The organism is Ensifer sp. 4252 (assembly GCF_050434565.1).
In the GTDB taxonomy this organism is placed as follows: Bacteria; Pseudomonadota; Alphaproteobacteria; order Rhizobiales; family Rhizobiaceae; genus Ensifer.
On the sequence record NZ_JBNDIU010000013.1, the window covers coordinates 141,887 to 159,925 of the forward strand.

Annotated in this window: 19 protein-coding genes; 9 read left to right on the forward strand and 10 right to left on the reverse strand. The window is 62.4% G+C overall.

Translation table 11 applies throughout. The annotated features are described in order from the left end of the window. The first annotated feature begins 8 nt into the window (after positions 1 to 8). Both ABIE33_RS22460 and ABIE33_RS22465 read left to right on the forward strand, forming a co-directional pair. Positions 9 to 464 (forward strand): nitrate reductase cytochrome c-type subunit, encoded by a 456-nt coding sequence (locus ABIE33_RS22460; RefSeq protein WP_429129664.1) that lies wholly within the window; start codon positions 9 to 11, stop codon positions 462 to 464. A gap of 4 nt (positions 465 to 468) precedes the next feature. Further along, positions 469 to 1,164, forward strand: coding sequence for a NapC/NirT family cytochrome c (locus ABIE33_RS22465; RefSeq protein WP_429129666.1), 696 nt, complete (start codon positions 469 to 471; stop codon positions 1,162 to 1,164). A gap of 39 nt (positions 1,165 to 1,203) precedes the next feature. On the opposite strand, the gene ABIE33_RS22470 is transcribed toward ABIE33_RS22465, so the two are convergent. Together ABIE33_RS22470 and ABIE33_RS22475 are read right to left on the reverse strand one after the other, a co-directional pair. Next, entirely contained in the window at positions 1,204 to 1,572 is a 369-nt protein-coding gene (locus ABIE33_RS22470) for a YbaN family protein (protein WP_429129669.1), read from the reverse strand. A gap of 19 nt (positions 1,573 to 1,591) precedes the next feature. After that, entirely contained in the window at positions 1,592 to 2,290 is a 699-nt protein-coding gene (locus tag ABIE33_RS22475) for a DUF2161 domain-containing phosphodiesterase (RefSeq protein WP_429129672.1), read from the reverse strand. Positions 2,291 to 2,535: 245 nt separating this feature from the next. Between ABIE33_RS22475 and ABIE33_RS22480 the strand changes: the two genes are divergently transcribed. Both ABIE33_RS22480 and ABIE33_RS22485 read left to right on the forward strand, forming a co-directional pair. Next, complete coding sequence (locus ABIE33_RS22480; RefSeq protein ID WP_429129674.1) at positions 2,536 to 3,900, forward strand: NfeD family protein; 1,365 nt, start codon at positions 2,536 to 2,538, stop codon at positions 3,898 to 3,900. 26 nt (positions 3,901 to 3,926) lie between these two features. Then, on the forward strand, positions 3,927 to 4,700 hold the full coding sequence (locus ABIE33_RS22485; protein WP_429129677.1) for a slipin family protein: 774 nt from the start codon (positions 3,927 to 3,929) through the stop codon (positions 4,698 to 4,700). Positions 4,701 to 4,722: 22 nt separating this feature from the next. Here ABIE33_RS22485 and ABIE33_RS22490 read toward each other — a convergent pair whose 3' ends face one another. The 4 genes from ABIE33_RS22490 to ABIE33_RS22505 all read right to left on the reverse strand — a co-directional run bounded on the left by ABIE33_RS22490 (position 4,723) and on the right by ABIE33_RS22505 (position 10,136). Next, positions 4,723 to 5,535 carry an inositol monophosphatase family protein gene (locus ABIE33_RS22490; RefSeq protein ID WP_429129680.1) on the reverse strand — a complete coding sequence of 271 codons (813 nt, stop codon included), beginning with the start codon at positions 5,533 to 5,535 and terminating at the stop codon, positions 4,723 to 4,725. Between the two features lie 140 nt (positions 5,536 to 5,675). Beyond that, entirely contained in the window at positions 5,676 to 6,737 is a 1,062-nt protein-coding gene (locus ABIE33_RS22495) for an ABC transporter ATP-binding protein (RefSeq protein ID WP_429129683.1), read from the reverse strand. Then, positions 6,734 to 8,971 (reverse strand): ABC transporter permease, encoded by a 2,238-nt coding sequence (locus ABIE33_RS22500; protein WP_429129686.1) that lies wholly within the window; start codon positions 8,969 to 8,971, stop codon positions 6,734 to 6,736. The genes ABIE33_RS22495 and ABIE33_RS22500 overlap by 4 nt, the downstream gene beginning before the upstream one ends. 136 nt (positions 8,972 to 9,107) lie before the next feature. After that, entirely contained in the window at positions 9,108 to 10,136 is a 1,029-nt protein-coding gene (locus tag ABIE33_RS22505) for an ABC transporter substrate-binding protein (RefSeq protein WP_429129689.1), read from the reverse strand. 192 nt (positions 10,137 to 10,328) lie between these two features. Here ABIE33_RS22505 and ABIE33_RS22510 point away from each other — a divergent pair, with 192 nt between their 5' ends. After that, positions 10,329 to 11,330: a LacI family DNA-binding transcriptional regulator gene (locus ABIE33_RS22510; protein ID WP_429129692.1), complete on the forward strand. Its 1,002-nt coding sequence runs from the start codon at positions 10,329 to 10,331 to the stop codon at positions 11,328 to 11,330. A gap of 39 nt (positions 11,331 to 11,369) precedes the next feature. On the opposite strand, the gene ABIE33_RS22515 is transcribed toward ABIE33_RS22510, so the two are convergent. Continuing rightward, on the reverse strand, positions 11,370 to 12,167 hold the full coding sequence (locus ABIE33_RS22515) for a phosphatase PAP2 family protein (protein WP_429129694.1): 798 nt from the start codon (positions 12,165 to 12,167) through the stop codon (positions 11,370 to 11,372). Between the two features lie 278 nt (positions 12,168 to 12,445). Further along, positions 12,446 to 12,934, reverse strand: coding sequence for a 3-hydroxyacyl-ACP dehydratase FabZ (gene fabZ, locus ABIE33_RS22520; protein WP_429129696.1), 489 nt, complete (start codon positions 12,932 to 12,934; stop codon positions 12,446 to 12,448). A gap of 355 nt (positions 12,935 to 13,289) precedes the next feature. Here fabZ and ABIE33_RS22525 point away from each other — a divergent pair, with 355 nt between their 5' ends. The 4 genes from ABIE33_RS22525 (at position 13,290) to ABIE33_RS22540 (ending at position 16,887) form a co-directional block, all read left to right on the forward strand. Further along, on the forward strand, positions 13,290 to 13,985 hold the full coding sequence (locus ABIE33_RS22525; protein WP_429129699.1) for a response regulator: 696 nt from the start codon (positions 13,290 to 13,292) through the stop codon (positions 13,983 to 13,985). Continuing rightward, complete coding sequence (locus ABIE33_RS22530) at positions 13,982 to 15,154, forward strand: ATP-binding protein (protein ID WP_429129701.1); 1,173 nt, start codon at positions 13,982 to 13,984, stop codon at positions 15,152 to 15,154. The genes ABIE33_RS22525 and ABIE33_RS22530 overlap by 4 nt, the downstream gene beginning before the upstream one ends. Before the next feature lie 189 nt (positions 15,155 to 15,343). Next, a complete protein-coding gene (locus ABIE33_RS22535; RefSeq protein WP_429129704.1) occupies positions 15,344 to 16,348 on the forward strand; it encodes a DUF535 family protein in 1,005 nt (334 codons plus the stop codon). 146 nt (positions 16,349 to 16,494) lie between these two features. Beyond that, a complete protein-coding gene (locus ABIE33_RS22540) occupies positions 16,495 to 16,887 on the forward strand; it encodes a GFA family protein (protein WP_429129781.1) in 393 nt (130 codons plus the stop codon). A gap of 31 nt (positions 16,888 to 16,918) precedes the next feature. On the opposite strand, the gene ABIE33_RS22545 is transcribed toward ABIE33_RS22540, so the two are convergent. Both ABIE33_RS22545 and ABIE33_RS22550 read right to left on the reverse strand, forming a co-directional pair. After that, positions 16,919 to 17,542: a LysE family translocator gene (locus ABIE33_RS22545; RefSeq protein WP_429129707.1), complete on the reverse strand. Its 624-nt coding sequence runs from the start codon at positions 17,540 to 17,542 to the stop codon at positions 16,919 to 16,921. 3 nt (positions 17,543 to 17,545) lie between these two features. After that, on the reverse strand, positions 17,546 to 17,995 hold the full coding sequence (locus tag ABIE33_RS22550; protein WP_429129710.1) for an Lrp/AsnC family transcriptional regulator: 450 nt from the start codon (positions 17,993 to 17,995) through the stop codon (positions 17,546 to 17,548). Positions 17,996 to 18,039: the final 44 nt, after the last annotated feature.

Here is an 18,039-nt window from a genome sequence, read left to right on the forward strand (position 1 = left end):
CAGAATGGATGGTTGTTGCGATCGGGCTCGGCCTGTTTGTGACAACCACGGCGATTGCCCAGGTCGTCCAGCAAATGGTGCCGCAGCTTGAAGGTCCGACACCGCAAATGGAAACCGGGGCGGCTGCGGCCTTGCCGAAATGGGTGGTCGACGACAAGCGCAAGATGCGCGCCTATCCCGACCAGCCGCCGATCATCCCGCATTCAATCGAGGGCTATCAGCTTTCGGTTAATACCAATCGCTGTCTCTCCTGCCACAAGCGCGAGTTCACGCAGGATAGCGGCGCGCCGATGATCAGTGTGACGCATTACATGACGCGCGACGGGCAGATGATCGCCGACGTTTCGCCGCGGCGCTACTTCTGCACGGCGTGCCATGTGCCGCAGGCGGATGTTCGCCCGCTGGTCGACAATGTCTTCAAGGACATGAGCGAACTCGGCGTCAAGCCGGCCGGAAGCGAGTGAGCCCATGGAGCGGATCCGGAAACTTATCCTATGGGCGTGGCGGCTCGTCAGCACGCCTGCGGGCACGCTTAGCCTTGGTTTTCTGACGTTGGGCGGCTTCATCGGCGGCGTGATGTTCTGGGGCGCCTTCAATACGGCGCTGGAGATCACCAATACCGAGAAGTTCTGCACCTCCTGTCATGAGATGAAAGACAACGTCTATGAGGAACTGACGCGAACGATCCACTTCTCCAATCGATCCGGCGTGCGCGCGTCCTGCCCGGACTGCCATGTGCCGCACCAGTGGACGGACAAGATCGCCCGCAAGATGCAGGCGTCGAAGGAGGTCTGGGGCAAGATCTTCGGCACCATCAACACCCGCCCGAAATTTCTGGAAAAACGCCTCGAACTCGCCCAGCACGAGTGGGCCCGGCTGAAAGCGAACGATAGCCTGGAATGCCGAAACTGCCATTCCTCAGTTGCCATGGACCTGCAGAAGCAGACGGAGCGGGCAGCCACCATTCATACGCGTTACCTGCTGTCGGGCAAGGCGACCTGCATCGATTGCCACAAGGGCATCGCCCATGAGCTGCCGAACATGCAGGGCATCGATCCCGGCTGGAAGATGCCGAAGGAGCTGGAAGGCACAACCACGTCGGCTCTGACGCCGATCGACGACCTTCGCCGCGCGATGATGCAGCTTCACGCCAGCAATTTCTGATCGTCGCTTGCGGCAAATGCGCCGCGAAGGGGTGATCCCTCAGGCGGTCGGCCTGGTGATGATAAAGAGGGCCGGGAGCAGCATCGCTCCGCCGACAACCGCCGCGAGAGGCAGGCTTGGTTTGCTGACGATGCAGAAGAAGGCGAAGCTCATAGCCATCAGCGAAATGGCTATGGTCTTTGCCCGTGCCGGTATAGCACCTTTTTCCCGCCAGAGCCGCAAGGACGGACCGAAGGTCGGGTGTTCCAGCAGCCAGCGTTCAAGTCGCGGCGAGGCGCGAGCGAACAGGCCTGCCGCCAGGAGAAGGAAGGGCGTGGTTGGCAAGATGGGTAGAAATATGCCGGCGACGGCCAAGCCGACCATCAACCAGCCGAGACCAAGACAGAGCAGGCGAAGAGGGAGGTTCATGGACGTTCTCCGAGCCAGGTCAGTCTACCGAACACGTTAACATCGGAGCCGCTTCCTGCTCGTCCGCTGGACCCTGCGGCCAGCGCCGAAGCGCTTCGGCACCCAGTTCGGTCAGCGCATAGACACCGCGGTCGACGCGCTCGAACCAGCCATAGACATTGCCGAGCAGGATCTTGGCCGCATCGGGTGCCGCTTCACGCAGGTCGCGCGGGCGCAACTGCCCGTTCTGCAAGGCAGCGGCGCAGGCAAGCGCCTGCTGGCGGTAGGCGGTCATGATCGGCGCGCGCGTGCTACCGCCGAGCGTCGGGTCGCCCTTGCGACGGTGGTGCTCCTTGATGAGACGCGCTCGCTTCTTCAGGTTCTTGCGCGGCATGGCGGCCGATGCCGCAACGATCACATCGACCGTGCCGTTGTCGGCAACGGCGAGCATGCCGAACCCGAGCCGACGGCAGAGATCGCGAAAGCGGCGGTCGCTCTCCCGTCCTTTGCCCTTGGCCGAGACACGCGCTGCGATCCAAACCTCGTCACCGGCATTGGCGCGATCCACTGCCTGCAGCACCAGCTCCAGATTGAACGTCAGCTTCAGTTCGCAGATGACGACGAGCGGCGGCTCGTCGTGGCTGAGCGCAAGGATATCGCAGCCCCCGACCTCGCCCTTTACGGAGTATCCCGCCTCTTCGAGGAAGCGTTTGATCGGAAGATAAAGTGTGGTCTCCAAACGGATGGGTTCCTGTCGAGATCGAAGGCGGTTCGTCTTGGCAAGTGCCGCCATGGTCGTTGGTTGCCGTGAGCCGAGGCAATTGTTCCGACATGCAGATAGCCGCGATCCGGGGCTTTGTCATCCTGTTGTGGGACCAGAGCGCGGTGGCGCGTTGTGCTTCGTCTTAACTTTATGGTGTGTTAATATTGCTGCGTGGGCGGCCTTCGCCGGAGGGCGCCCGGTATCCGAGGCTTTGACGGCAGATGTTGCGCGTCCTCACCCTGTTGCTGTCGCTGATATCGACATTCGTGTTTCCCGCCGCCTCCGCGCCAGAAACCGAGAAGGTTGCCTTGGTGCTGTCTCTGAAAGGGGCGATCGGCCCTGCAACGGCTGAATACATCAAGCGCGGATTGCAGAAGGCCAATGACCGGCACCTGCCGCTTGTCGTTCTACAAATGGATACGCCGGGTGGTCTCGATACCTCGATGCGCGAAATCATCCAGGCGATCCTAGCGTCATCCGTTCCCGTCGCAAGCTTTGTCACACCGAGCGGAGCACGTGCCGCAAGCGCTGGAACATATATCCTCTATGCAAGCCATATCGCTGCCATGGCGCCGGGAACCAACCTAGGGGCTGCAACACCTATAGCCATTGGCGGAGACATGTTTGGCGGACAAAAGGATGAGCGCTCCGACGAGAACGACAAAGACACGGCCGCTAAACCGCAGCCAACGCAGACGACAAGCGAGGCCAAGCTCATCAACGATGCCGTCGCCTATATCCGCGGACTGTCCGAGTTGCGCGGGCGCAATGCCGATTGGGCAGAACAGGCTGTGCGGGAGGCGGCGAGCCTGTCGGCGGCTGCCGCCGTTCAGGAGAAAGTCGTCGATTTCACCGCCGTTTCCATCGACGATCTGCTGAAGCAGGCGCAGGGACGAATTGTCCGTGTCGGGCAGACGGATATCATGCTTGAAACGGCTGGGCTTGGCGTGGAGGCTTTTGTGCCAGACTGGCGCACGCGCCTGCTTGGGGTGATCACCGACCCGAACATCGCGATCATTCTGATGATGATCGGCATCTATGGGCTGATCTTCGAGTTCCTGACCCCCGGATCCGTGGTGCCTGGCACTATCGGAGGGATCTGCCTGCTGCTCGGGCTCTACGCGCTAGCCGTCTTGCCGGTCAGCTATGCCGGCCTCGGCTTGATCCTGCTCGGTGTCGGTCTGCTGGTCGCCGAGGCGCATTCGCCGTCCTTCGGTGTGCTCGGTGGCGGTGGTGCCCTGGCGCTGGTTCTCGGCGCTGCGATTCTTTTCGATACGGAAACGCCCGGGCTGCAGGTTTCGTGGCCGATGCTTGCCGGCGTCGGCATCGCCAGCCTCGGCTTTAGCCTGCTCGTCGCTCGGCTTGCCTTCAGCGCGCGGCATCATGCGGTCGTGACCGGCGGCGAGCAGATGATCGGGCTGCCGGGCAAGGTCGATAGCTGGGCCGGCGCCAGCGGCTATGTGATCGCCCACGGCGAACGGTGGCAGGCGGTCAGCAGTCAGACGCTGGATGCGGGAGAAAATATTAGGGTTGTCGGCCGCAACGGTCTGACGCTTGAGGTCGCGCGCGACGAGGCAAAGGCCTGACGCATGCGGTAGAAGGAGTAAAGATCATGGACATGCTTGGGAGCCTCGCTCCCTATCTCGCGATCCTGTTGTTCGTCCTGATCGTGATCGCCTATGCGATCAGGATCCTGCGCGAATATGAGCGCGGTGTCATCTTCACACTCGGCCGCTTCACGGGCGTCAAGGGGCCGGGGTTGATCCTGCTGCTTCCCTATGTCCAGCAGATGGTGCGAGTCGATCTCAGAACCCGCGTGCTCGATGTTCCAAGCCAGGACGTCATCTCGCACGACAACGTGTCGGTCCGCGTCAGCGCGGTCATCTACTTCAGGGTAATCGATGCTGAAAAATCGACGATCCAGGTCGAGGATTTCATGATGGCGACCAGCCAGCTCGCCCAGACCACGTTGCGCTCGGTTCTCGGCAAGCACGACCTCGATGAGATGCTGGCAGAACGCGACCGCTTGAACGACGACATCCAGAAGATCCTCGACAGCCAGACCGATGCCTGGGGCATCAAGGTGGCCACGGTCGAGATCAAACATGTCGACATCAACGAAAGCATGGTCCGCGCCATCGCGCGCCAGGCGGAGGCGGAGCGGGAGCGCCGCGCCAAGGTCATCAATGCCGAAGGCGAGCAGCAGGCTGCCGCAAAACTGCTCGAGGCCGCCGAGATTCTCGCCCGGCAGCCTCAAGCCATGCAGTTGCGTTATTTGAGCACCTTGAACGTGATCGCTGGCGAAAAGAACTCGACGATCGTGTTCCCGTTCCCGATGGAGCTCGTCAATCTGTTGATGACCAAGGCCGACAAGTCGGCGAGCTGATCCCGTTTGGGGTCTTGATGTTTTAGGCTGCCTTGCGTTCGAGTTGCGCGACCTTGAGCAGGTCGTCGATCGCACCGGGTGCCGCGACCAGAACAGCGCTTCCGCGTGTCAGGGCGTCATCCTGCGTCGGGAAAGGCAGCGACCAGCCGCCCGCCTCGTTGACCAGGCAATAGCCGGCCAGGCAATCCCAGGCATGCATATAGGGCTCGTAGTAGCCGACGAGCCGACCGGCGGCCACATAGGCGATCATCAGCGCCCCCGATCCGTTGCGCATGAAGTTGCCGCCGGCGGCAAGGAGGCGCTCGACGATGCCGGCGACTTCGGCCGGCGTCACGTGATTGTTGGCGCCAAGACCGGTCACCGCATCGCGGATCGTCCGTGTCGCATCGAGGCGCAGGATCTTGCCGTTGAGCGTCGCGCCGAGGCCAGCCGCAGCCGCATAGAGTTCATCGTGGCACGGCGACTGGATCACGCCGATCACGGGTTTGTCGGCATAAAGCACGGCGATCGAGATGCACCAGTTGGGCATGCCGTTGACAAAGGGCGTCGTTCCATCGATCGGATCGATAACCCAGGTGAAGCCCGAAGTGCCACTGACAAGGCCGTGTTCCTCGCCGAGCACGCCATCATCTGGGAAGGCGGCGCTGATGCGGTCGCGGATCAGCGTCTCTACGTTCCGGTCGGCGATCGAGACGACGTCATGGGCGTCGGCCTTCGTTTCGATCACCAGCGTCTCGCGCTGCAGGAAGTAATCGTGCGCGAGCCGTCCGGCTTCCCCGGCAATGGTCTTGGCGAGCGCGAAGCGGGCCTCAAGGCCTGCGATGGGCGAAGTCATGCAATAGTCCTTCCTGTGTCGATCTCAAGAAATCATTCGTTACAGTGTCTTTTGCGCGCCAAACATGACGTGCAAAAGACACTGTAACGCTCTAAATTTGCTGCGTAATTTTACCCTCAAATCAATCCTGATCGAACGAATTATGCAGTAATCAAAGCAAGGCCGCGGTTGCGGAAGCCGATGGCGACTTCGGTCGAGGGAGATAACATCTGCTCGATAGCCTCATCAACTACGAATAGCATTCCTGTCGATGTTTCAACCTCGTATTCAATGTGGCCGCCGAGATAGGCCGCGGTGCTGATCGTGCCGGGCAGTGCCGCGCCGGTTGCAGGCGTCAGTGTCACGGCATTGGGGCGCACGGCGAGCTTCGACGGGCCGGGCCGGGCATTGCGCGACGGCAGCCGATGTTCGAGCCCGCCGACGCGGATGGTGGCAAGACCGGCATCGGATGCGGTGATTTCGCACGGCAGCACATTGGCCTCGCCCATGAAGTCGGCGATGAAGGCGGATGCCGGCGCCTCGTAAAGTTCGCGCGGAGCGCCTTGCTGGGCGATCTCGCCGTCCTTCATCACGATGATCCGGTCGGAGACGGCAAGCGCCTCGTCCTGGTCGTGCGTGACGTAGACGGCAGTAAAGCCAAGCCGCTGCTGCAGCTCGCGGATTTCCGTGCGCACCCGTCGGCGCAGCCGCGCATCGAGGTTGGAGAGCGGTTCGTCAAGCAAGAGCACCTGCGGCTCGAGCACAAGTGCACGGGCGACGGCGACGCGCTGCTGCTGTCCGCCCGACAATTCGGCCGGAAGCCGCTGGCCCAAGCCGCCGAGGCCGACGAGCTTCAGGCCCTCCTCGGCCCGGTCGCGCGCCTCCTTCTTCTTCATGCCCGAGGATTCCAGGCCATAGGCGATGTTGTCGAGCGAGGTCATATGCGGGAACAGCGCGTAGGACTGGAAGACCATCGACACATCGCGCTCGTTGGCCGGCAGCATGGTGACATCCTTGCCGCCGATCAGGATCCGGCCGGCGGACGGATGTTCCAGGCCCGCAAGCATGCGCAGGGTGGTGGTCTTGCCGCAGCCGGACGGCCCGAGCAGGGTGACGAGGGTGCCGGGTTCAATGGTCAGCGAAAGGTCGTGGATGGCGGTGAAGGCGCCGAACTGCTTGCGCACGTTCTGGAAGACGACCGAGCCGGTGCGTGGGGTGCTCATGCGGGGTTCTCCTGGGAAAGGGTCTTGGTGGCGGTGCGGGCCGGTGCCGCGCCGAAGAGGCGGTTCTCCCGTCTTAGCTTGCGCTCGCCGACGAGCAGTTGCAGGCCGGTGATAACAGTGATCATCACCACGATGAGGGCCGACGAATAGGCGATCGCCACCCCGAACTCGCCGTTTTCAACGAGGCCGACGATATAGGATGTCGCCATGTTGTATTCGGCGCTGACAAGGAAGACGACGGCACTGATCGACGTGATCGCCCGCACGAAGGAATAGACGAGGGCGGCGACGATGGCAGGCCGCAGCAGTGGCAGGATCACCTTGCGTAATGTGCGGAAGCTGGTTGCCCGCAGCGTCAGCGATGCCTCGTCCAGGCTCTTGTCGAGCTGGCTCATCGCCGCAATGCCGCCGCGAACGCCGACCGGCATGTTGCGGAAGACGAAGCAGGCAACGAGGATCAGCGCCGTGCCGGTCATTTCGAGCGGTGGCAGGTTGAAGGCGATGATGTAGCTGATGCCGATGACGGTGCCGGGAATGGCGAAGCTCAACATCAAGGCGAATTCGAAGATATCCCGTCCGGCAAAACGCTGCCGAACGATCAGGTAGGCGGTCAACAGTCCGACGAGCGCCGTCAGCGGCGCCGAGATCAGCGCGATCTCCATGGTCGTCCAGAACGAGTTCCAGGCGACGCCGGTCCAGGCGATGGCGCCATCGGTGATAGAGATCGAGAAGGCCTTCACGTAGTGCTCGAGCGTCAGCGAGTTGTCGAGACCCCAGGTCTTCACGAAGCCACCAAACAAGATCATGCCGTAGACGACGATCGTGAAGATCATCCACGGGATCACCACGGCGTGGACGGCGATCGAGAGCGGACGGGGCAACGCGATATGCGAGCCGGAATCGCCCTTGCCGGTCACGGTCGAGTAATTCTTGCCGGCCAGCCAATAGCGCTGGGCCAGGAAGGCCGACAGGGTGAAGCACAACAGGATGATCGCGAGCACGGCGGCGCGTGACGGATCGTTCTGCGCGCCGACGACGGCAAAGAAGATTTCGGTCGAAAGCACCCCATGGCTGCCGCCAAGCACGAGCGGATTGCCGAAATCGGCCATGCTCTCGATGAAGCCGATCAGGAAGGCGTTGGCGAGGCCCGGCTTCATCAACGGAAGCGAGACGTTCCAGAATGTCCGCCAGCGGTCGGCACGCAACGTCTGCGATGCCTCTTCCATCGATGGGCTGACGCCCTCGACGACGCCGATCAGGACGAGGAAGGAAATCGGGGTGAAGGACAGCACCTGCGCGATCCAGATGCCGGTGAGGCCATAGAGCCAGCGCCCTGGCTCGATACCGAAGGCGTCGGACAGGAATTCCGTAATGACGCCGGCGCGACCGAAGAGCAGCGTCAGCGCCAAGCCGATGACGAAGGGGGGCGTGATGATGGGCAGGACCGTCAACAGGCGCATGCCCTTCTTGAAGGGGAAGCGGGTGCGCGTTGCGACCAGCGCGAAAGCAAGGCCGAGTAACGTCGAGCCGGACGCAGTCATCAGCGCCAGCCATAGCGTGCGCCAGGCAACGCCGCAGCGCTCGCCACCCGTGACGCAGCCGAGGCTCCAGATCGAGCCGTCCTGAATATTGCGCAGGAAGCCGTCCGGTTTGAACGAACCGTCGAAGTCCTGGACGGAGGCCGCAAACATGCTGCCGACGGGATAGAAGACGAAGACGACGACGAGGCAGACGAGCAGCGAGATGGATGCGACGATGAAGGCATCGCCCTTCATCACGCCGCGCTCGGCCAGCCCGAATGCGAAGATGAGAATGAAAGCGAGGGAGGCGAGGACCGCGCCAGCGCCCATCGAGGGCTGTCCGTCGGCAAGCGGACCGAAAAGGGTTTCGCTGATAGTCCAGGTCCAACCGGTAAAGCCGATCGCCAGACCTTGGAACGCGATGAAGAGGAGGCCGATCGCGCCGGCGACCGCCAACACCGAGCCGCGACGGGCCGGGTCGCGAACGAACCGGGCTGCCGCGCAGATGCCGAGCAGGACGAGCGCGATAAAGAGCCATGAACGCCCATGGGCAAAGATCTGCGCAAGGCCAGGTGCCACGGCAGCATCGGAGGGGAAGCCGGAAAGCCAGCCGAGGCCGAAGAAGCCTCCCTCGATGCGGTACCAGGGCACAGCCAAGAATGCGGCCAGCCCAAGCCCGAGTGTGAGGTCGAGCCTACGGTTGCGATGTTCCATCACGGTCCTCGCGTCTCTTCAATATTGGAATGTCGATCTGTTGCAGGGCCGGCCGACGGCCGCCGGAAACGCCTGCGGTCTTTCGAGATGCGATCGACCGGATCGCTCGATCCGGCCGATCGCAAACCGAATGGCGTCAGTTGGCGCTAGCACCGACTTCGCGGTCCCAGCGCTCAAGCAGAGCCTTGCGCTTTTCGGAATCGCCATAGGTGGCGAAGTCGTAGTCGATCAGCTTGATGTCCTCGAACTTCGGTGCTTCCTTCGGCACTTCCGCGCTCTTGTTGGACGGCAGCTGGAAGGACTTGGCATCCTTCATGCGCGACTGAACTTCCGGCTTCAGCGCCCAGTCGTACCAGGCCTTGGCATTGTCCAGATTCTTGGCGCCACGAATGATCGACATCGAGCCGATCTCGTAGCCGGTGCCTTCGCAAGGGGCGATCGCCTTGATCGGGAAGCCCTCGGCGGTCTGGGCGACCGCGTCATGCATGAAGACGATGCCGAGGCCTGCTTCGCCGCGGGCGGCGGACTTGACCGGCGCCGAGCCCGACTTGGTGTATTGCGCGACGTTGGCGTTCAGCTTCTTCAGATAATCGAAAGCCTGATCTTCGCCCATGATCTGCACCAGCGATGCGAGCGCTGTATAGGCTGTGCCCGACGAGTTCGGGTTTGCCATCTGGATCTCGCCCTTCAGCGAGGCGTCCAGCAGATCGGCCCAGCATTTCGGCTCCTTGAAGCCCTTCTTCTGGAAGATCTCGGTGTTGTATCCCCAGCCGAGCGCGCCGGCATAGACGCCCACCGTGCGATAGCCCGAGCCTTCGGCCTGCTTCTTCGCCCAATCCTGGAGCTGATCGAGCATCGGCGACTTGTATTCCAGCGTCAGTCCGTCGGATGCGGCCTGTAGATGTGGGTCCCCGGTGCCGGCCCACCAGATATCGGTCTTGGGGTTGCGCGCCTCGGCGCGAACCTTGGCATAGGTCTCGCCGGAAGACAGGCGAACCATGTTGACTTTGATCCCGCTTTCCTTCTCGAAATCGGCGGTCATCTGCTCGCAAATGACGACGTCTGCCGAGCAAATCAGATTGAGACTGCCTGCCGCCTGCGCCTCAGACGCCGCGAATGCTAGGCCGGTTGCGGTGAGCGCAACCGAAATGGATACAGCTTTCATAAACTTCCTCCCAATGGTGCGATGCCTCCACATCGCAGTAATGCAAGCGCGTGCAAGGTGTCACATGGATCGGAGTGTTGTCAATCCGCGTCCGAGCAAAAGCGGAAAGTTTAATCGTTTGGGTTTGATCATGCTTGCACGGGCTTGAGATTTGTTGCAAGAAGTTGCAAAGCCGTGCAAAAATGGTTCCAGATGAGCGACAAAATATTCGTCAGTGCAGAGGAAGTAGCAAGGAAGGCCGGCGTTTCCCGGTCCGCCGTTTCACGCGCGTTTACAGCGGGTGCAAGCATTGCGCCGGAGACACGCCGCAAGGTCATGGAGGCGGCCGAAGCACTGGGCTATCACGTCAATCATCTCGCTCGCGGATTGATGCGGAACGAAAGCGGCATCGTCTGCCTCGTCGTCTCCGACATGGGCACACCTTACCGCTCGGCCTTGATCAAGGCGCTGACTCAGCAGCTTCAGAACGCCGGCAAGATTGCGATGCTCGTCAACACGGACCGCTCCGACGAGCGTGTCGACATGGCGTTGCGTCAGGCGATCCGGTATCGCGCCGATGCCTCGATCGTGCTGTCCGGCATGCCCGACAAGTCGCTGGTCGATCTCTGCGTTAGAAACGGCCAGCGCCTGGTGCTGATCAACCGCGACGACGATCACAAAGGACCGCTCAGAATCAATCTCGACGAAGATGATACGGCCCAGAGCGTCGTGACTGCGTTCCTGCGGGCCGGCTGCCGCCGTCTCGCCTTTGTGAATTCGGAAGCCGGGACGCCGAGCCTAATGGCGCGCGAAGCGGGCTTCGTCGCCGCGGCGCGGGAGCTTGGGCTCGACGTCATCGTCGAGCGCTTCGGCCCGACGGCTTATGAGAGCGGCAAGGTTCTGGCGCAACGGCTGATGACCCGCCGCGAGCGCCCGGATGCGGTCTTCTGTGTCACCGATCTCGTCGCGCTCGGTTTCATGGACGCGGCCCGGCACCAGTTTTCGCTGTCGATCCCGGAGGATCTCTGCGTCGTCGGCTTCGACGATATTCCCCAGGCCGCGTGGAATTCCTACGACCTGACGACATTTGCCCAGCCGATCGAGGAGATCGCAGCGGCGGCGGTGGCTTGGTTGATGAGCGACGACGTCGGGCAATCGCAGTCGCTGCGGCTCAATGCCCCCTTCGTCTGGCGCCGGTCCGTGCGCAGCGCCTGATCGCACCGAGACCGCTCGGCGGTAAGGCCGCCGCTGACGTCAAGTTTCGAGCGGGCGTCGGCCCCGTGTCAGAGCGGCATCGATGCGGGCGCCGTGGGTTGCAAAGATCGACCGTAACCACAGCATGATCCAGAGCATCAGCAGCCAGGCGAGCACCACATCCGAGAGGAAATGGGCACCGAAGGCGATGCGGTTGAGCGAGAAGACGAGCACGACGGGGATCAAGGCGAAGACCACCTTCCAGCGCCATCGTGGTGGTAGAAGGAAGGTCAGTGCAATCAATGCAATCGCTGTCGCCGACTCGCCGGAGGCAAACGAACAACTGCGCGAGCAGGCGTCAGAAACCTGCCAGGCGGGCGTAAACGGCAGGCTCCCGCCGAACTCGACGATTTCGGAAGGGCGGGCGCGACCGACCAGTCTTTTCAGAAGCTGGATGGCAAGGCCCGGGCCGAGCGCATAGAAGGTAAGGAAAAACAAAATCTTGTGCGGGCGCGGCAGCCACGCGCGCGGAGCACGCATCTGGACGGCAAGCATCGCCGCCACGGCTGGCAGGATCAGAAACGGGATCAGGCGATTGAAATCGCGCAGCAAACGTAGCGCGTGTTCCCGCGAGAGCGGGAAGTCGGCGTCGCCGGCCGCTGCCCATCGAGATACGGCCAGATCAATGTTGGGAAACGCCATAAAGACAAAGCCTGCAAAGATCGTTGCCGATGCGGCTGCCTGGACCGGCTGTTCCTGCCCGTAAGCGTGCAATTGGGCAACCCATGTCAGGGGATTGGCAACCTGCCACCGGCGGCCGGCAGCAGGTGTCGTGGTGGATTGCAGGATGCTGGACATTCCGAATGCTCGCGATGAAAGGACCTAAGGAGGCGCGAGCGGAAGAGTTGCGGTTGACTGTCAAGGAAGGGCGGGGAACTGGAGAAGGCTCGGAGCGGAAGGAAAGACAGCCATTCGACGTGCTGCTTGGAGCCGCCGGCCCAGGTATTCCTCCCCACGCAGCGCTGGGTATGGCTGCAGCACTGCGAGGGCCAAAGTGGGCTGCCAAGCGGTGTGCCTCTGCATCTATGAGGAACGGGCGACCCGCCGGTTCGCCACGCGTGGCGGCGATGGCAAGCTCAAGCCGCGGCTTCGGGGTGCTGCCTTTCGGTCTCCAGGTATGCCGAGATTTCGGCCTCGGCAACGAGCGCGCCATCAACCAGCGCCTCGCCGCGGTAGCGCCAGACATTGCGGCGATAGGCGAGCTTCGTCATGTGATACTCGATGGCGTCGCCCGGGCGGACGGGCTTGCGAAACCGTGCTTTGTCCACGGTCAGCATGTAGATGATCTTGGGCGTCAACCCCTCGGCAAGTTTGGCTGCCGCACACATGACGCCCGCAGTTTGCGCCATACCCTCGATGATGAGCGCTCCGGGAAATACGGGATTGCCAGGGAAATGCCCTTGAAACTGCGGTTCGTTGATCGAAACATTCTTGATCCCTACGCAGCTTTCTTCTCCACGGATCGAGATGAGCCTGTCGACGAGCAGAAAAGGATAGCGATGCGGGATGCACTGCAGAATCCTGGCAATGTCGGCTGACGTCAGATTATTCGTCTCAAAGGGCATGAAAAATTCCTTCGTGGTTTTGATGGCAGGCCGGTACCGGCCGCCGCGGAAAAGGGAGCAATCTTCTTCATCGGGCGGGATCCGGATGAACGTCAGACGTGTGCAGTTCCGATCGGTGGCGTTGGATGATGCCGCAAAATCAGCGTCACCGGCACATGCATCGTGCGCGACAGCTACGGGCGGAGGGCGCCCTGCCGGGACATTCGGTTCGATTTGTCAAGGAATGGCGGAGAAACGAAGAACGCTTGATGCGGAACGCTCCGTGATGGCGCTGCGTGCTGCCCGGATGAATTGCATGCCGGATTTTTTCATCCCATAAGCTCGGGACCACAACACATGCGCGAGGAATTTGCAGATGGTCGACAAGGGTCTCATCCTTTTGGTCGAGGACGAACCGGAGATCGCGCAGATCCTCGATGCCTATCTCGTGCGCGATGGCTTCAGGACGGTGCGTGCCGCGGATGGTGAAACCGCGCTCACCCACCATTCCGTGCTTTCGCCGGACCTCGTCCTGCTTGACGTGCGCATCCCGCGGCTCGACGGTTTCGAAGTGCTGGCGCGTATCCGTCGCGAGAGCAACACGCCGACGATCATGGTGACGGCCCTTGCCGAAGATCTCGATCGGCTCGCGGGCCTGCGGCTCGGCGCGGATGACTATGTCGTCAAGCCGTTCAACCCGCAGGAGGTCGTGGCTCGCGTCAATGCGGTACTGCGGCGAACGCGCAATGGCGCCGGCGCCACGGTGCTGCGCTTCGAAAACGTGGAGGTCGACCTCGACGCCCATGCTGCCTTTGTCGACAACGGCGGCAAGCGCCAGTCCTTACCGCTGACGCTCAGTGAGTTCCGCATCCTCGCGCACATGATCCGTCGCCCGACGCACGCGTTCGATCGGGCTGACATTCTCGACGCCTGCCTTCCGGATAGCGACGCGCTGGCGCGCACTGTCGATACCCATGTGGCCAATCTTCGGCGCAAGCTCGAGGATCTCGGTGCCTGCGGCTTCTTCACCGCGGTTCGCGGCGTCGGCTACCGGTTCGTGGAGCCGAGATGAAAATCAGAATGTCGCGAATGCCGCTCAGCGTTCTCACGGCCATGCTTCAGGCTGTCCTGCTCGTGGTCAGCGTGTGCATCGTCTATTTCGGTGTCATGTGGATGGAGGCGGACCTCGAGGACCGGATGCTCAAGATGATGTCGCGCGGGGCGGCGCAAGCCTATACCGACATCAATGCCGGCCGGATGCCGACGGAGGAAAACCTTCGTGCGTTTGTCACCAGCGTTCCCGCGATTGAGGAATGGGGCAACAGCGAGGTCGATCTGTCGATCATCATCTTCGGTGCCATCGCTGCGGCCACCTGCAGTCTGATCGGCTATTGGCTTGCGCGCAAAATCAGCCGCCCGCTGGAGCTTCTCGCCAAGGCAACCGAGGATCTGCGTGCGGGCGATTTCGCAGTCCGTGTCGGCTCCGTGCGGAAGGGGGCGAAGGAAGTGGCGACGTTGATCAAAACTTTCGATGAATTGGCGGCCGAACTGGAAAGCATGGAAAGCCGCCTGCGCTTCAACACGATGGCGGTCGCTCACGAGCTGCGCACGCCGCTGACGATATTGCAGGGCAATCTGCAGGGCATGGCCGACGGGGTCTTTCCGCTGGAGCAGGAGCGCGTGCGGCAACTGCTCGTGCAGGTGGAAGGGCTTTCCGCGCTGGTCGAAGACCTGCGAACTCTCTCGCTTGCGGCGGGCCAGAAGCTGGTGACCCAGCGCGGCGCCGTCGATCTTGCCGCCGAGGCGACGCAGGTGCTCGGCGCATCCCGCACCATCCTGGCATCCGCCGGCCTCTCGCTCGAGGCCGCACTTGAGCCGGTGATCGTGTCGGGCGATTCCCAGCGCCTGCGCCAGGCGCTGCTTGCGCTCGTTGAAAACGCCTGCCGCTATGCGGCATCCGGCGCCGTGCTTCGTTGCGAGACGGGTGCACGTGGCGCCGACGAGGCCTTCATCCGCGTGCTCGATCGCGGGCCCGGGCTTCCGGACGATGTCTCGACCCACTCGATCGACCTGTTCTGGCGCGGCGATGCGTCCCGCTCTCGCGCCACCGGCGGAACAGGCCTTGGTCTCTCCGTCGTGCAGGCGATTGCCAAGGCTCACGGCGGTCGGCTGGAATTCGGAGCGCGGCCGGGCGGCGGAGCGATTATCACCATAATGCTGCCGCGCGAGAGCGCCGCCTGACTAGCATCAGAACGGCCTTGAATAGGGCCTGATCAGGCCCCGTGCTGCCCGCGCAGATGGATGGCGCCACCAACGGCGCTCAATTCCCGATCACATCTCCGCACTCCCTTGACAAACGGCAGGCAAACCCAGCGGCGCCGGATATCCCGGCGATGCTTGGACAAGCATTTGCTTTCAAGGAATTACATCATGTCCCTGGAAGGTCGTTTGCCGCAATACAGCGCTCGATCGGACTTGCCATCGCTGTCCAACTGCAGTGGTGAGAGAGTTAAAACCCTGCCGACGCCTGTCGGCTTTGTCGCCGCCGCCAATATGCCAGAGCGCGATCGGTCGGGACGGCAAATGCTGTGGCAGGTCCTCAAACTCGGCGGGCGGCTGACATTGAAGCGGGCGGTCGTTTTCTCGATGCGTTTTGCCCGCCACCCGGTGTTGACGACGCGCTGGCTCGCCTTTCTCAGCGCGTTCGGCGACCGCTACAAATTGGGTCTTCCGCACGACGATCTCGTTCGCAAGTCGGTCCCGACATTCCTGCTGCATGGCGCGTCATCCAGGCGTCGTCTCGAATTGCTGATGGACCACTTCGATGTCGCGAGCGAGGTTCTGTCGCGCCGGTCGCTGATGGCACTCTGGCGAGGCACGTCAATGGAAATGGGCACAGTTGGCGGGCGCGACGAAAACTATCGCATCCAACTGCTGTTGGCCGACCATTGCGGCGGCCGCCATGAGGGCGCCTTTGCCATCAGGCTCACTCGGCAAAGCGATCTCTATGCGCTTTGTACCGTCAGCTTTGCCTTCGTGCGCTGTGACGACGACGCCTATAGCCTGGCGATCGGCGGCATGCAGGGGCCGCGCGGGGGCGACGGGAAACGGGCGCTGATTACCGCGACCCGCGACCTTGGCGGCTTGAGGCCGAAGGACGCGGTTTTGCTGACGCTTCAGGGGCTCGCCTTCGAGGGCAATGCTTCGCATCTCTATGCCGTCTCCAACGACAAGCATGTGATCAACCGCCGGCGGCGCAAGCGCCGGCGGATGATGATGGCCGATCTCGACGCCTATTGGCGCGACAGGGGCGGCGAGCCGTCCGACCCGTTCGGCTTCAGTCTTCCGATCGGCGAGGGCCAGGCCACGCAAGGCGGAAACAGGCGCGACCAGAGCAAACGTGCATTTCGCGACATCGGCGTGTGGTTTTACTGACCGACGGGGCATGATCGGTCATTTCCCTGCGAGCTCTGACGGAGTGTGTCACTACAGCGCTACGCCAAGTTGTGTGGCAGGTTATATTGCGTGCGAATCGCGTCTGCAACTGAGGGTAAAACGTGACAAGGACCGTGGCCAAGCGGATGAAACCCCATACCGGTGGATGCCTTTGCGGGGCAATCCGTTTCGAGGCGCAAGGGCCGGCCGGGAAGCCGCACACGTGCTCCTGCAAGCTGTGCCAACGGCATTCGGGCGCGCTGACCGTCGCCTGGGTCGAATTTCCAAAGGAGGCTGTTGCCTGGACCGGATCGGGTGGAGCGCCCTCGACCTATCGCTCGTCGGACTATTCCAGTCGCGCCTTCTGCGGCACGTGCGGCAGCACACTCGGTGCGATCGATGACGCACCCGTCGTGGCATTGGTGCTTGGCTGTTTCGACAAGACCAGTGCCGTTGATCTGATCCCGGTCTCGCACAGCTACCGTGGCGGACGCCCGAAATGGTGGCATGTCGAATGCGTCAAGCCGACGGCTGGATAGCCGCCGGCAGCTGTCGGTGCAGCCATTGATCCTAGGCGAAGTTCACCACGACCGAGCCGATGGCTATCGCACCGAAGGCAATCAGGACAAGGCCCGAAAGGCGCGACACCCAACTGACAAAACTGTCGGGCAGGCGTTGCCGGGCAAGGGCGATCCCGCCGCTCAAAAGCATCCACCAGGCGAGCGAACCGAGGAATACGCCGGCAACGACGATGGCGGCGTTGGCAAGCCCACCGGCCTTCGCAAGGCCGAGGACGGCAAAGAACGCGGCAAAGGACAGGATCGTCAGCGGATTGGCGATCGTCAGCGCGAAGGTCGCCACGGTCGTCTGGATGAGATCGCGCGCGCCGACCTGGGCGGCGCCTGCGACCGGGCTCGGTTGAAGCCCTCGCCAACCAAGCCAGATCATGAAGGCGCCGCCGAGCAGGCTGAGCGGTGTCGATACCGTGGCCAGCAGGGTCGCAAAAGCTGCAAAGCCGGCCGCTGCCAGTAGCGCATAGCTGGCGTCGGCAAGCGCCGTCCCCAATCCACCGGCGACACCGGCCCAGAAGCCGCGCTCGAGTGTGCGGTTGATGCACAGCACGCCGATCGGGCCGAGGGGGGCAGCAATGGCAAGGCCGAGCAACAGGCCCTTTCCGAACAGCAATGCAGACATGGATCAGCGCTCCGGGCTGGTGAACTGGGTTTCCCTGACGGTCGACAAGGCGATCACGGTCTCGCTGCGAGCAAGGAACCGCCGGCGCTTGAGCTCCGCCAGGAAGGGCTCGATATCGCCCAGGGACGGCATGCGCACCTTGACGCAATAGGACCAGGCGCCGGTAACATGGTGGCACTCCGCCACCGACGGGTGATCGGCCATGAAGGTGCGAAACGCGGCTTCATCGGCATCGGGGGATAGGCCGACCCAGACGAAAGCGAGCACGTCGAGCCCGAGCGCGCGATGGTCGGCGTCGATGGTGAAGCGGCGGATCACCCCGTTGGCGACGAGCCGGCGAATGCGCTCGTTGACCGAGGAGGGCGAAAGCTCCACGGCCGCACCGATATCGGTCAAGGACCGGCGGGCGTCCTGTGCGAGGATTCCAATGATTTTCCTGTCTATCTCATCCATTTCCAATGAATACGTGGAAATTGATCAAATGTACAGAAAAATAA